A 15,887-nucleotide genomic window follows, 5' to 3' on the forward strand; every position below is an offset into this window, starting at 1 on the left:
ATGAAACATACAGAAGAATATATCAACGAATTACTGGCTAAATATATCACAGGCGAGGTAATGTCGGACTCGGAAAAGAATGATATTCAGGAATGGATAGCTACGCATGCCGACGAATACAACAGGCTGGTAAAACTTATATCGCCAAAGAAGGCTCCCGAGTTCGGAACAGCAAAAGCATGGGCCAGAATAGAAGAGCATATAAACAAGACGTCGGCAAAGAAACCGGCAATGAGTATCTCAATAAACAAGAACAAGAAGAAGTCATTGGGCATGTCGGTTTTCTATGCAGCAGCTTCGGTCCTTGTAATAGTAGTAATATCAATCTCATTCTTTATGAGCAATAGGAATAACAACAATGAACAGCTGTTTGCCAACAACACTGCAGAGAAGATGATGATTTATCTGCCGGACAGTTCGTCTGTAACGCTATATCCTGATGCAAACGTGAGCTACAGAACGGGAGGTATGAACTCGGCAAGGGAGGTAGCTCTAAACGGAAAGGCTTTCTTCAATGTGAGGAAGATGCACGGAAGGGCTTTCAAAGTACAGTCAGAAAACCTTATGGTGGAAGTGCTGGGAACATCGTTTCTGGTTGATGCCACTAAAGCTGAAAGCTCAAGCGTATATGTAAAGACCGGTGTGGTAAGCGTAGAATCGGAAAACAGCAAGGTTATAATCAAAGCCAACCAGAAGGCCGAACTTGACAACAAGACTCTAAAGACAGGTAAGATAGAGAACCCGTATGAGGTGTTCGAAGAGAAACCTAAAGTACTGTCGTTCGAGAATGCGGGAATAATGGAAGTGGTGAAAAAGATAGAACAGACCACGGGAGTGAAAATTGAGGTAAGCAAAGAACTCCGGAATAACAAGATAACCAGCAGAATTGACACTGCCGATACGGAGGCAATAATAGTGGAACTGGCTTTCCTGTGCAGCTGCAAATACGAGACTCTGGAGACTGGAAAGCATTACCGATTATATTAACCAAGCATTTATAGCCGGATGATACATCAATCAATGAAAGTCCTGCTACTGCTGTCGGCAATGGCTCATGCAGGAGATGCTTTTCCAAACAGGGAAACGTCTATGACGGGAACAGCGGCAGACACAGCTGCAGGAGATATCAAGGAAAACTTTTTTTCATCAGACAAAAATAAACTGACCGATGAGGTTCTCTTCGTTAGAGCCTCATCGGCTTCTGTGCTTCAATGGTTCAGCTATATCGAGAAACAAAAGGGAATATCGATTTCATTCAACCAGGCTATAGACATGGAAAAGAACTGCACAGTGAGACAGTCTGCCACAATGTCTGTAGCCCAACTGCTGGAGATTATTCTTAAAGACTACAGATACAGCATAACGGAAATGCCCGGAAGGAAAATCGCGATACGCATTGATGCCAAAAGGGAATTTTCTGTAAACGGAACGATAGCCGACGAATCAACATCCGAGAAACTGTATGGGGCAATCATTATGGCGTCAGATACGGACGGCAAGAAGCTTTACTCCACAAGCGACGAGAACGGCAACTACCGACTGAACCTTACAGAAGGAGAATATACCATCGAAATAAGCTATATGGAATATGAGAAGTTCTCCACACCTTTGCATCTTTATAGCAGAAAAAGACTGGACATGAATCTCAAACCGGCTCTGTTCGAGGTTGACGAGGTTACGGTCAGGTCTATCAGAAATGATGCGGAACTGGCAGAGATTACTCCATCAGGCATGCTGTCTTTCAGCGGCAACGACCTGTTTTCACAAATATGGATACTACCCGGAGTGACCGGCACTCCTACGGGAAACAGCTTTATGGTAGATGGCGGAAGTTATGACGAGAACATAATACTACTCGACGGTGTACCTGTGTTTCATCCGGGACACGTCAACGCTCTGCTTCCCCAGTTCAATGGCGACGTGATAAAGAATATTGTCTTCCACAAGGGCTTCTTCCCCACCCGTCTGGAAGGCGGACTTTCATCGGTCACGGAATTCAATCTTAAAGACGGAAACAAGAACAGGCATACACGTACTTTCTCTATCGACATGCCTGCCGCATCGCTTACACTGGAAGGGCCAATAATAAAAAACAAGCTGTCGTATCTGGTGAGTGTAAGAAGAAGCTGGATGGATTTCTTCGACGAACTTTTATCGGAAGAAAACAGACTGAACCACTACTCGTTCGACTATACGGCAAAACTGTCATACTATATGTCGGAAAACAGTTCCTTAAAGTTCTTTGCATATAATACATTCGACGAGTTCAGATTTCCCCTATACACAGAAGAAGCCATACCTGTAGTGAAATGGAATAACCAGATATACAAGGCCACTTATAACGGAATGTGGGGAAAACTTGGTAATACGACCTCAGCTTACTATTCGTCACACATGAGCCGTGCAAACGCCGATGTACTTGGTTTTGGTTTGGGTGACGACTTTGAAGATGATATGGACCCTGACAGCGGATGGGAAGACAATTGGAATGACGATTGGAATAATGGAGATTCCTTTAATCAAACAGAAAACAATGCGTCTAACAATGAAATAAGCAACGGAATAAAGACAATAAATTTCAATACTGAATTTACTTACAGTCCGGAAAACATATACTCTACCCGTTGGGGATTCAAGTACTCGCACGAGATGTATGAGATGACAGCTTTCGGAGAAAACATCAAGAAGCAGAATGAGGCCATTAACCAGTATTCTCTGTACTACGACAATTATATCAGAGTAACAAATAACCTTACAACACGTGTAGGAGTACATTTCATTGCATACAATCCTGTAAACTTCCGAAATTATTACAGCATACAGCCTCGTTTTGCATTGAACTTTACACCTGGTAAGAATGACCTTATATACCTGAATTTCTCTAAAATGGAGCAGTTCTATCATTACATCAGTTTCAATGGTATTTCTCTACCGACAGATTTCAGAATGCCGAGCATAGAAGGATTTAAACCGCGCTCATCGGAACATTATGAGATTGGCTGGAAAAAGAATTTCGACAGCGACAGAGGAAAATTAGAAACATCTGCATATTATAAGACAAGACGGAATATCGTAGCCCTGAAACCGGATGCAATAGTAGAAAACGATAACTGGAACAACTATATAATGGTGGGTAACGGAGACAGTTACGGAATTAAAATGTTCCTCTATTATATGTACAGAAGATGGACTATGCAACTGTCATATACTTATTCAAGGAGCCGTGAATGGTTCGATGAATACAAGAGCCTGGGCAAACTTCCTTCTTTGTATGATATGCCACACTATGGAGCAGGAGCCCTGTCATACAAGATAAGCAAATCGTCAAGCCTGTCTATAGGATGTATAACAAAATCGGGAAGAATCAAGACATCGGACAACTGGTTTGAAAGCGACAAGGATTTGGGCTTCAGGCAAAGACGTGGAGAATTCAACTACAGAATTGACGTAGGATATACATTCAAGAAGGATTTCGGAGACAAATTGCTACTTCTCAGATGCGGTCTTTACAATCTGCTTGGAAACCCTCCTGAAGAAGATATAGTAGATTTCTATTCTGTACATTTATCAGAAAATTGTCTTCCATACGGAAGCATCAGTTTCAAGTTCTGATATATATAAAACCAAAAAATCCTGATCTGAAATACAGACCAGGATTTTTTATTTTTATCAAACTATCAGATTAATATCCAAGTTCTTTTTCAAGAGACTCATACTCAGCTCTGTTAAGCTTCCAGTAGATTCTCAACAAATACTGACCCCACAAAGCTTTGTTATCTGGAGCCAATTCTTTAGCCTTTTCATAGTAAGGCAATGCCTTTGCATAAAGCTCTTTAATCTTAGCTTCACCTTCTGCATATTTAGGATCGTCCATAGCAAGCTGAGAGTTTGCTTCTTCTATATCCTGACCAGGGAAGAAGTAGCAGTCACCCATTTTGGAATATGCTTCTGCCACGAAACCGTCGTTCTTGTCAACAATCTGCTGCAATGTAGCTATTGCACCTTCATAGTCTTTGTTTTCATACTGAAGTACACCCTTTACATACAAGAAGTAAGCAGAAGGATTATTTGCTATGATACCGTCTATTTCAGCCAAAGCTTCTTTTACCTGACCTTTCTGGATGTAGTTGTCCATAAGGTTACCAACGAAATATTCCTGTGCAGGGAATTTTTCAACACCTTCCTTGATTGCAGCAAGCCATTTTACAGAGTCTTTAGCTTCGTCTGACTTGTAAACTTCAGCAAGACACATCAATGCTCTGTAACCTTCTTCCTTGTGGTTCTTACCCATTTCTGCATACTTGATAACAGCGGCATTGTCTTTCAATGAGTTAGCAGCCAATGTAGCATAGTTTGCGATAAGTGGAACAAGTGTATCATTCTTTACTTCTTTCATATCTGCAAAGATAGGAGCTGTTGCAGCATCGCAGTATGTTCCAAAGAATTTCAACGCAGCGCTATAGTTTCCTGCATTATAAGCATCAGAACCTGCATTTGTCAGATTAGGACGTACAGAAACCAATGTCTTAGCCAATTTCTTTCTGAGCTTAGGCTTTTTCAACTCACCACTAGCTACTTTTGCCTGTTCAACTTCATCACATTTCATGTAATATTCGAACATTTTAGCCAAACTGTTGTACAATTTAGCTGTATCAGCCTGTCCACCCGGGAGATAAAGTTTCATATTCTCGTCATCGTAGATAGCCTTCTGGAAATCACCGGCAAGTTTCCATGTTTCAGGATCATTGGCTGTTGTAGGATCGCTCAATGCAGGTTCAATAATCTGAGCAGCCTTTACAGGATCACTCTTAGAAGATTTCGCTTCTTTTACAACACTAGTCTGTGCTGATACTGCGCATGTAGTAAACAACACGGCTGCAGTTAGTAATACTTTTTTCATAATGTTTTAAATTTTAGTAAGTCAATTGTTTTGATTATTATCTTCTTGGGGTTCATTTGTATTATTATCCATTTCACCTTCCTGTGAAGCACTACCCTCGACAGCCTCTTCCTCAGCCTGAGATGTAACCTTACATACAGAACCGATACTGTCATTACGTTTTTCAAGGTCTATAAGTTTTACACCCTGAGTAGCACGTCCCATAATACGGAAATCAGAAACCTTCACACGGATTGTTATACCCGACTTGTTTATAATCATCAGGTCATTTTCGTCAGTCACAGATTTGATTGCAACAAGTGAGCCTGTCTTCTCGGTAATGTTCAATGTCTTGACACCTTTACCGCCACGGTTTGTCTTGCGGTAGTCCTCGATGTCAGAACGTTTACCATAACCGTTTTCAGAAACCACCATTATAGTTTCCTTTTCAGGATCCTTAATGCAAATCATTCCTATAACTTCATCCTGTCCGTCTTCGTCAAGAGTAATACCACGTACACCGGTAGCAGTACGTCCCATTTCGCGTACGGCACTTTCGTGGAAACGTATGGCACGTCCGTTACGGTTTGCTATAACAATTTCATTATTACCGTTAGTCATACGAACTTCTATCACTCTGTCGTCTTCGCGGATAGTAATAGCGTTCACACCATTCTGACGTGGACGTGAATACTGTTCAAGGAGTGTTTTCTTTATTACACCCTGCTTAGTGCAGAACAATACGTAATGACTGTTGATGAATTCCTTGTCATTAAGGTTCTTGACACGCAAGTAAGCTGTTACGGCATCATCGGCATCTATATTCAAAAGATTCTGTATTGCACGTCCCTTTGATGTCTTGTTTCCTTCAGGAATTTCATAAACCTTCAGCCAGTAGCACTTACCTTTCTGTGTAAAGAACAGCATAGTATTGTGCATTGTAGCCGGATAGATATGTTCGATGAAGTCCTCATCGCGTGTTTCACTACCCTTAGAGCCTACACCGCCTCTGTTCTGAGCATGGAAATCAGCCAATGGAGTACGTTTGATATATCCCAGATGAGATATAGTGATTACCATCTGTTCGTCAGCATAGAAATCTTCCGGATTGAATTCTTCCGAAGCATAAACTATTTCCGAACGACGCTTGTCACCGTACTTTTCCTTAACTTCTATCAGTTCGTCCTTGATGACTTTCATACAGAGTTCATCGTTTGAAAGGATTTCCTGATAATAAGCAATCTGCTTCATTATCTCTTCATATTCCGCATGAAGCTGTTCCTGCAAAAGTCCGGTCAGCTGACGCAGACGCATTTCTACTATAGCACGTGCCTGGATTTCGCTAAGTTCGAAACGAGCCATCAGGTTAGTTACAGCCTCGTTAGGAGTTTTTGCAGCACGTATGATTCTGATTACCTCGTCGATATTGTCCGAAGCGATGATAAGTCCTTCAAGAATGTGTGCACGTTCCTGAGCCTTACGCAAGTCGTACTGTGTACGGCGGATAACCACCTCGTGTCTGTGTTCAACGAACAGTCTGATCAGATCCTTAAGATTGAGCAGACGAGGACGTCCCTTAACCAAAGCGATGTTGTTCACACCGAAAGAAGTCTGCAAAGCAGTCATCTTGAACAGTTTGTTCAGAACTACACTTGCATTGGCATCACGCTTCACGTCTATAACGATACGCATACCTTCACGGTCGGACTCATCGTTCACGTATGAAATACCTTCAATCTTCTTCTCGTTTACAAGCGAAGCGATATGCTCGATAAGTTCTTTCTTGTTTACGTTATAAGGGATTTCGTTTACGATAATCTTGTCATGATTGGTGTGAGTTTCGATTTCGGTCTTCGCACGCATAACCACACGTCCGCGGCCTGTCTGATAAGCATCTCTTACTCCACTTACACCATATATATATCCGCCTGTAGGGAAATCAGGAGCCTTGATATATTGCATCAGTCCATCGACATCTATATCATTATTGTCGATATATGCCACACAGCCGTCAATAACCTCGGCCAGATTGTGTGTCGGCATATTAGTTGCCATACCTACGGCAATACCTGAAGCACCGTTCACGAGCAAGTTCGGAATGCGTGTAGGCATAACGGTAGGTTCCTGAAGAGTATCATCGAAGTTGTTCTGGAAATCTACAGTCTCCTTGTACAAATCCTGCATCATCTCCTCGCCTATCTTCTTCAGCCTAGCCTCTGTATAACGCATTGCTGCAGGGCTGTCACCATCGACAGATCCGAAGTTACCCTGTCCGTCAACCAAAGGATATCGCATAGCCCAATCCTGTGCCATACGTACCAATGCACCATACACTGAAGAGTCGCCATGAGGATGGTATTTACCAAGTACCTCACCAACTATTCTGGCAGATTTCTTATAAGGTTTGTCCGAAGTATTTCCCAGTTCCATCATTCCGTAGAGAATACGGCGATGTACAGGTTTGAAACCATCTCGTACATCAGGGAGGGCGCGCGCCACGATTACAGACATGGAGTAATCGATGTACGACGACTTCATTTCCTCTTCGATGTTAATTTTTATAATTCTGTCTTGTTCTTGCATTTAAACAAATATTAATTATACATCTCTTTCGGTTTACGAAAAACCATGCTAAAGTACTACTTTTAGACGATATACGAAACTTTTTATGAAAAAATATGTACCATATTAAACATTTTTACTCAATTACTGACAAAACAAGACAATTATTCAGAACAAGAAAAATGGCACATAATTTGTTGTAAGAATAAAAAACAAATATATTTGCCGGAACTATAAAGATTTGAGGGCTATAAGCAGACACAGGCACCAATAAACTAGCCATACAATCAAACATTTAAGGTGAAAACTAGCAATAAGATGAACGGAAAATCATACACTAAAGAAGCTACAGATGTTATAAAATACAGCAAAGAAGAAGCTGCGAGAACTGATGCCGCAAGCATAAAGCCTGAACATATTTTATTAGGAATAATAAGAAATGAAGAAAGCAACGCAGCAAAAATAATATGCAGCTTGTATGCTGATTTAAAGAAAATCAGAAAAGAGCTGGAAGAGAGACTGGTCAATGACAATATCAACCTGCCCAAAACGGAATTAAAAGACTTGAACTTTGACGAGCAATCCACCAGAGTTTTAAGGCTATGCTTTCTGGAGTCCAAACTAGAGGACAAAGATTCAATGGGTTCAGAACATATATTATTAGGTATTATGAAAGAAGAGAAGAACAATGCAGCACAAATATTGAAACAAAACAATATAACATACGAAAAAATCAAAGGAAGAATATCGGATACAACAACTCCTGCCCCTACATCCGGCTTAAATTTTGATGAAAGCGAAGAAGATGACGGAATTGAGAGAAGAGACGGAAACAGATTCGGCAGCAACGATTCATTCCCTCATTCAGGCAACGACTACACATCGCAGACAAAAAGGGGTAAGCCAGACAACGGAGACAAGAATCTTGTATTGCTGAACAAATATGGTACCGACTTGACAAAAGCCGCAGCAGAAGGCAAGCTTGACAAGGTTGTGGGACGCGAAAAAGAGATAGAGCGCGTAGCCCAGATTCTTTGCAGAAGAAAGAAGAACAACCCTGTGCTGATAGGTGAACCCGGAGTCGGAAAGTCAGCCATAGTAGAAGGATTGGCTTCAAGAATAGTTGAAAAGAAAGTTCCGAGAACACTTTTCGACAAGACAATCATAAACCTTGACCTCACATCGCTTGTGGCAGGAACAAAATACAGAGGCGAGTTCGAGGAAAGAATAATAGGAGTAATAAAGGAGGCCAAGAACAATCCGAACGTAATATTATTCATCGATGAAATTCACACCATTATCGGTGCAGGTTCAGCCGCAGGATCAATGGATGCCGCAAACATACTGAAACCTTCATTGGCAAGAGGCGAAATGCAATGTATAGGTGCGACCACACTTGATGAATACAGAAAATCGATAGAAAAAGACGGTGCACTTGAAAGAAGATTCCAGAAAGTCACAGTCGAGCCTACCACAAAAGAAGAGACATTACAAATCCTCATGAATATCAAAGAACAATATGAGGATTTTCATAATGTAACATATACGGATGAGGCAATAAGAGCATGCGTAGAACTTACCGACAGGTATATTTCAGACAGGTTCTTCCCCGACAAGGCAATTGACGCAATAGATGAAGCCGGTTCAAGGATTCATCTTATGAACGTATGCGTTCCTAAAGAAATAGAAGAACAGGAAAGACTGATAGAAGAAACAAAGGAACACAAGAACGAGGCCATCAAACTACAGAACTTTGAAATGGCGGCAGGACTTCGTGACAAGGAGAAAATGCTTCAGACCGAACTGGAAAGAATGAAAAAGGAATGGACCGACAAGCTCAAGGAGAATCGCGAAATCGTAGATAAAAGCCATATCGAGGAAATAATTTCACTAATGTCAGGAATTCCTCTTAAAAAAGTTGAGTCGTCGGAAGCCAACAAGTTGCGCGCTATGCAAGATGTGCTCATGACAAAAGTAATCGGACAGAATGAAGCCGTAGAAAAGCTTGTAAAAGCCATCAAAAGAAGCCGTGTAGGGCTGAAAGACCCGAACAAGCCTATAGGCACATTCCTATTTACAGGTCCTACCGGAGTCGGAAAGACATATCTGGCAAAAACACTAGCAGAGGAATTATTCGGTTCAAAGGATTCTATAATAAGAATTGACATGAGCGAATATATGGAGAAATACGCCGTTTCAAGAATGGTCGGAGCGCCTCCGGGATATATAGGATACGATGAAGGCGGACAGCTTACAGAAAAGGTAAGAAGAAAACCATATTCAATAGTGCTCCTTGACGAAATAGAGAAAGCTCACCACGATGTATTCAATTTCCTTTTGCAGATAATGGATGAAGGAAGGCTTACGGACAACACAGGAAGAACCGTGGATTTTAAAAACACTGTCATTATAATGACATCAAACGTAGGCAGCCGTCAGCTAAAGGATTTCGGAAAAGGAATAGGCTTTAACGCAATAAGCCATAACGACAACGAAGAATATTCCAACGCTATAATCAAAAAAGCGCTGGAAAAGACTTTTGCGCCGGAATTCATCAATCGTCTTGACGATATCATCCCATTCAAACAATTAGACAGGAATGATTTGATAAAAATAACTGATATTGAATTGAAAGAACTTTTCAAGAGAGTGGAAAGAATGGGATACTCCATTTCCATCACGGATAAGGCCAAGAACATCATCGCACAAAAAGGTGAAGACATCAATTATGGAGCCCGCCCTATCAAAAGAGCCATTCAGAACAATATCGAAGACAAACTTGCAGAATTTTTAATGGAAAAAGAGCCGGAAGACGGATCAGGAATACTGATTTCGGCAGAAGGAAATGAAATCATAATAAAAATGGCAGAATAAAAATGAGAACTGTCATTTTTTTAAATGAAATGCCTTGTCATTCAGCTCGGAATGACAAGGCATTTTCAAATTGACGGATATCGCTTTTATCTCACAGCTATACATTCAATCTCAACCAATGCACCTTTTGGCAATTCTTTTACAGCAACAGCCGAACGTGCCGGGAATGCGCCGTCAAAATATTTTGCATAGACAGCATTCATATCCGCAAACATAGACATATCTGCCAAAAAGACAGTAGTCTTGACTACATTAGCTGTAGTAAGTCCGGCCTCGGCCAAAACATTCTTAATATTCTCAAATACCTGAGTTGTCTGTTCTACTATTCCACCTTCAACGAAAACACCGGTTGCAGGATTTACCGGAATCTGACCTGACATAAAAACCATGCCGTTAGCTTCTATTGCCTGACTGTATGGGCCAATTGCTGCAGGTGCCTTTTCTGTAAAAATAACTTTCTTCATAAATGTATAAAATTTAATTTTCAATTTTCGGTCTGCTAAATTAGAACAAAATTCCGATTTTCATGTACCAATCAAACAAAAAACATACAAAAACTTTGTAAACACAATAAAAAGTAGTATTTTTGTACTCGACAAAAGCTATGTCGTCAATACTTCACGACAAATGCAACACAATTTCCTAATCAAAATCAATTTATCATTTTAACGTAGTACATTTATTTTGAATTATACTCTTGTTAGGTATATACATCTCTTCATATATGTATATTCGTAATAAGTATATTGTTTTTTGAATATAAATATTACTATAATATAACAATTTATACACACACTTATGTATAATATCATACAATTAAATGAAAAAGACCTGTCCGAATTGCAACAGATAGCCAAAGAGTTGGGTCTAAAGAAAACCAGCACATTAAAAAAAGAGGAGCTTGTTTACAAAATTCTTGACGAACAGGCCATAAAAAGTGCTTCACAAAAAGCAAATGCAGAGAAGACTGGCGATGGGCAAACAAAAAAAAGAGCTAGAATCAGCGTAAAGAAAGAAGGTAGCAAAGTCTATACAGCCACTAAAGACAAAGCTTTAAAACTGGAAGCTGATTCGCCTGCAATACAGACAAAAGCAATTTCAAAAGAGAACACAGAAGTTCCACAAAACAATACAAGCGAAAACATTACACCAGCATCTGAAAACGAACAGGAAAAGCCAAAAGCAAAACGAGGCAGAAAACCTGGTTCAAAGAACAAAAACACAAAAGATGCTTCTTCCAACAATCAAGCCGATACAAAAGAAACAAACGAAAACAAAGCTGAGAAAACAGCTGAGAAAGAGATACCGGTTCCTGTATTTATGGACGATGACATGGAACTTCCTCCACTCGACCTTAACAGCGGCGATGATTTTATTCCAATAGAAGATTTACCTTCTGAGAAATTTGAAATCCCTACAGAACTGCTTGGCAAATTCGAAGCCACAAAGGTTGAACCACCTGTTATTCCGCAGCAGGAAAACAAGTTCCAGCAGAAACAGAAAAAGAACAACAAGAAACAGCAGCCAAACAAGGCTCAGAACAATAAACCACAACAGAACAACAAGCAGCAGAACAAACAGCAGAATGACGCAGCACAATCTGAAAGCGCACAACAAAATGCACAACTTCCTGCTGTTCAACAAATAAAGCTGCCTACTCCAGGAGCCGTACAGCCAGAGTCTGAAAACAACGCTCCTGCAGCACAGGAACAGGAACAGCAGCAACCTGCAAAACCTGTAGAAAAAATATACGATTTTGAAGATATTATAACAGGTTCGGGTGTTCTCGAAATAATGCCCGACGGATATGGGTTCTTACGTTCTTCGGACTACAACTACCTTTCTTCACCGGATGATATTTATGTATCACAGTCACAAATCAAGACATTCAGTCTTAAAACAGGTGACGTTGTAGAAGGAACAATCCGCCCGGCCAAAGAAGGTGAAAAATACTTCCCGCTAGTAAAGGTAAACAAGATAAACGGTGCCGATCCTGCACTGGTGCGCGACCGTATTCCTTTCGACCATCTGACACCATTGTTCCCTGACGAAAAGTTCAAACTCTGCAAGGGATATAATGATAATCTGTCGGCACGTGTAGTTGACATGTTCTCCCCTATCGGAAAAGGTCAGCGTGCACTTATCGTGGCACAGCCTAAGACAGGTAAGACTATCCTAATGAAGGATATAGCAAATGCCATTGCAGAAAATCATCCTGAAGTATATATGATAATGCTTCTTATCGACGAACGTCCTGAAGAAGTTACAGACATGGCACGCAGCGTTAAAGCCGAAGTGATTGCCTCTACTTTCGACGAACCGGCAGAACGCCATGTAAAGATTGCAGGTATAGTACTGGAAAAAGCTAAACGTATGGTTGAAAGCGGCCACGACGTAGTGATATTCCTCGACTCTATCACACGTCTTGCACGTGCATACAACACTGTATCTCCGGCATCAGGCAAGGTATTGTCGGGCGGTGTGGATGCAAACGCACTCCACAAGCCAAAACGCTTCTTCGGAGCAGCACGTAACATCGAAGGTGGCGGTTCGCTCACAATCATTGCAACTGCCCTTATTGATACAGGTTCCAAGATGGATGAAGTTATCTTCGAAGAATTCAAGGGTACAGGTAACATGGAATTGCAGCTTGACAGAAACCTCAGCAACAAGCGTATATTCCCTGCAGTAAACATTGTGGCATCAAGTACACGCCGCGACGACCTGCTGCTTGACAAGACAACTCTTGACAGAATGTGGATTCTGCGCAAATACCTGTCAGACATGAACCCTGTTGAAGCAATGGACTTCGTAAAAGACAGACTTGAAAAAACTAAAGACAACGAAGAATTCCTGCTCAGCATGAATTCATAATCACAAAATACAGAAAAAGAAAACAGCCATATCGCAATGTTTCAAAAAGAAATGCGATATGGCTGTTTTTATTTTTTCATGAAAGAAGAAAGTAAAGAAGTTAGAAAAAGAACTAAAGCAATTGCAATAACTTCTTACAACTTCCTAATGAAATTGCTTCTTTTTATTTCCAAATATCAGAAAGGCAGATCATCCTTTTCGTCAGTTGCCGAGAAGTCAGCTGGAGGCACCGGAGCCGATGATACCGGAGGGAAAGAATAATCAGCAGGCTGTGGCTGCATACCCGCATTCTGTGATGGTCTTTCCACTTTCCATGCTCTGATACTGTTAAACCATCTGCCCTGCCATTCGCGGGCATCTATATCGAACGAAACTGTAAGTTCTTCACCTGCCTGTATGTTGAACTGCTGGATTTTATCTTCACCAAACACATCAAAACACATCTTACGAGGATACTGCTCGTTAGTTTCCAAAACATACTCCTGAACTTTCCAAGGATTGCCTGTTTTTGACACTCCACCGCGCGGTTCAAGAACAGCAATAATTTTTCCTGTTATTTCCATAATAATTTTCTATTTGATTTTGGTCACGAAATTACTCTTTTCCCTAGAAGTGAACTAATTTTTTACAATATTTTTTCTCCGGACGAAAGCATTTTTATCAGGCAATTGCTTTAGTCAAATAATCTTTTTTTGTAACTTTGGCATTCGATTATTTATCGTTTTCCTGTAAAGAAATTTAAGCAGAAATAATAATTAAAAAACAATTAAATATAACATCAATCATGAGATTTTTAGTTTCAAGCACAACATTATTCAGCCATTTACAGGCTATCAGCCGTGTTATCAATTCAAAAAACTCTCTTCCTATTCTGGACTGTATCCTGATAGAACTAAACGATGGAACCATAACAATGACAGCTTCGGACAGCGAGACTACACTGTCAACAAGCATTGAAGTCAGCGAATACGAAGGCGAAGGCAAATTTGCCATCTCATCAAAAACAATTCTTGAAGCCTTAAAGGAAAATCCTGAACAGCCATTGAATTTCAATATAAATACAGACACAATGGAAATTACCGTAAAATACCCTAACGGTAAATACAGCATGATGGCACAGAACGGCGACGAATATCCATTGCCGAAACAGATGGGAAGTGAAGTTGTCAATCTGACAATGGCTGCTGATGTTATGCTTACAGGAATCAACAGATGTATCTTCGCTACTGCCGACGATGAGTTGAGACCTGTGATGAACGGTATATATTTCGATATTAGCCAGCAGGATGTAACTTTGGTTTCATCAGACGGTCATAAACTGGTACGTAATAAATCATTCTCTTCTACGGGCAATGAAAAAGCTGCATTCATCCTTCCTAAAAAGCCATCTAACATACTCAAGAACATACTTCCTAAGGAACAGGGCGATGTACAGATTTGCTTCGACGACAAGAACGCAATGTTCACAATGGAGAACTATCAGATGACTTGCCGTCTCATCGAAGGACGTTATCCTAACTACAATTCTGTTATCCCACAGAACAATCCTCATAAGGCAATAGTTGACCGTGCTATCTTCATAAGCGCACTTAAACGTGTGTCAGTATTCTCTTCTCAGGCAAGCAGCTTGATTAAACTCAGTCTGAAAGAAAACAGCATGACTATTTCTGCTCAGGATATCGACTTCTCTACTTCTGCAGAAGAAACTCTTACATGCCAGTACGACGGAAAAGACATGAGCATAGGTTTCAAATCGTCTTTCCTGATAGATATTCTGAATAATATCTCATCGCAGAATGTAATTATCGAATTGGCTGATCCATCAAGAGCCGGACTCATAGTTCCTGAAGAACAGGAAGAAAACGAAGACCTGCTTATGCTGCTCATGCCTATGATGCTTAACGACTAATTTTTTCCATAATGAAACTTAATCTTAAAAACCCTATAGTTTTCTTCGACCTGGAAACTACAGGAACCAATATAACAAGCGACAGAATAGTGGAGATCTGCTATCTGAAAGTATATCCAAACGGAAACGAAGAAAGCAAAACAATGAGAATAAATCCGGAAATGCATATTCCGGAAGCATCGACCGCCATCCACGGCATAACAGACGAAGATGTGGCAGATTGCCCTACTTTCAAGGAAGTGGCTACCAACATAGCAAAAGACTTTGAAGGTGCGGATATAGCAGGATTCAACTCCAACAGATTTGATGTTCCTGTTCTCGTAGAGGAATTCCTCAGAGCCGGCATCGATCTTGATCTTACAAAGAGAAAATTTGTAGATGTACAGGTAATCTACCACAAGCTGGAACAGCGCACCCTGTCGGCCGCATACAAGTTCTATTGCGGAAAGAACCTTGAAGACGCCCACACTGCTGAAGCGGACACAAGAGCCACTTACGAAGTTCTTAAAGCTCAGTTGGATATGTATCAGGACACTCTTCAGAATGATATCAACTTCCTGTCGGAATATTCTAGCTATTCGAAAAACGTAGATTTTGCAGGAAGAATAGTATATGATGACAACGGAGTGGAAGTATTCAATTTCGGTAAATATAAAGGCATGCCGGTAGCCGAAGTAATGAAGAAAGACATCGGATATTACGGATGGATTATGAACGGTGATTTCGCACTGAACACAAAGAATGTGCTTACAAAAATCAGACTGAGAGAAACCGGAATGTTAAAATGAA

10 protein-coding genes are annotated in these 15,887 nt (G+C 40.7%); 6 read left to right on the plus strand and 4 right to left on the minus strand.

The annotated features are described in order from the left end of the window. Both NW213_RS09245 and NW213_RS09250 read left to right on the plus strand, forming a co-directional pair. A complete protein-coding gene (locus NW213_RS09245; RefSeq protein WP_258322589.1) occupies window positions 1-987 on the plus strand; it encodes a FecR family protein in 987 nt (328 codons plus the stop codon). A gap of 18 nt (window positions 988-1,005) precedes the next feature. Further along, on the plus strand, window positions 1,006-3,612 hold the full coding sequence (locus tag NW213_RS09250) for a TonB-dependent receptor (protein WP_258322590.1): 2,607 nt from the start codon (window positions 1,006-1,008) through the stop codon (window positions 3,610-3,612). A 70-nt stretch (window positions 3,613-3,682) separates the two neighbouring features. On the opposite strand, the gene NW213_RS09255 is transcribed toward NW213_RS09250, so the two are convergent. Together NW213_RS09255 and gyrA are read right to left on the minus strand one after the other, a co-directional pair. Continuing rightward, complete coding sequence (locus NW213_RS09255) at window positions 3,683-4,900, minus strand: tetratricopeptide repeat protein (RefSeq protein WP_258322591.1); 1,218 nt, start codon at window positions 4,898-4,900, stop codon at window positions 3,683-3,685. Window positions 4,901-4,921: 21 nt separating this feature from the next. After that, window positions 4,922-7,462, minus strand: coding sequence for a DNA gyrase subunit A (gene gyrA, locus NW213_RS09260; protein ID WP_258322592.1), 2,541 nt, complete (start codon window positions 7,460-7,462; stop codon window positions 4,922-4,924). 297 nt (window positions 7,463-7,759) lie between these two features. Here gyrA and NW213_RS09265 point away from each other — a divergent pair, with 297 nt between their 5' ends. Further along, window positions 7,760-10,315: an ATP-dependent Clp protease ATP-binding subunit gene (locus tag NW213_RS09265; protein WP_258322593.1), complete on the plus strand. Its 2,556-nt coding sequence runs from the start codon at window positions 7,760-7,762 to the stop codon at window positions 10,313-10,315. Window positions 10,316-10,401: 86 nt separating this feature from the next. Here NW213_RS09265 and NW213_RS09270 read toward each other — a convergent pair whose 3' ends face one another. Beyond that, the gene (locus NW213_RS09270) at window positions 10,402-10,779 is read right to left on the minus strand and encodes a RidA family protein (protein WP_204393767.1); all 378 of its coding nucleotides are present in this window, start codon (window positions 10,777-10,779) and stop codon (window positions 10,402-10,404) included. Window positions 10,780-11,113: 334 nt separating this feature from the next. Between NW213_RS09270 and rho the strand changes: the two genes are divergently transcribed. Then, window positions 11,114-13,189 carry a transcription termination factor Rho gene (gene rho / locus NW213_RS09275; RefSeq protein ID WP_154042600.1) on the plus strand — a complete coding sequence of 692 codons (2,076 nt, stop codon included), beginning with the start codon at window positions 11,114-11,116 and terminating at the stop codon, window positions 13,187-13,189. Window positions 13,190-13,365: 176 nt separating this feature from the next. On the opposite strand, the gene NW213_RS09280 is transcribed toward rho, so the two are convergent. After that, entirely contained in the window at window positions 13,366-13,752 is a 387-nt protein-coding gene (locus tag NW213_RS09280; protein ID WP_204393769.1) for a DUF3127 domain-containing protein, read from the minus strand. A 221-nt stretch (window positions 13,753-13,973) separates the two neighbouring features. Here NW213_RS09280 and dnaN point away from each other — a divergent pair, with 221 nt between their 5' ends. Together dnaN and NW213_RS09290 are read left to right on the plus strand one after the other, a co-directional pair. Continuing rightward, window positions 13,974-15,098, plus strand: a complete 1,125-nt coding sequence (gene dnaN / locus NW213_RS09285; protein ID WP_204393771.1) for a DNA polymerase III subunit beta — start codon at window positions 13,974-13,976, stop codon at window positions 15,096-15,098. An 11-nt stretch (window positions 15,099-15,109) separates the two neighbouring features. Beyond that, window positions 15,110-15,886 (plus strand): 3'-5' exonuclease, encoded by a 777-nt coding sequence (locus NW213_RS09290; RefSeq protein ID WP_154042597.1) that lies wholly within the window; start codon window positions 15,110-15,112, stop codon window positions 15,884-15,886. The last annotated feature ends 1 nt before the right edge of the window (window position 15,887 follow it).

The organism is Bacteroides sp. ET336, assembly GCF_024733815.1.
Classification (GTDB): domain Bacteria; phylum Bacteroidota; class Bacteroidia; order Bacteroidales; family Bacteroidaceae; genus Phocaeicola; species Phocaeicola cellulolyticus.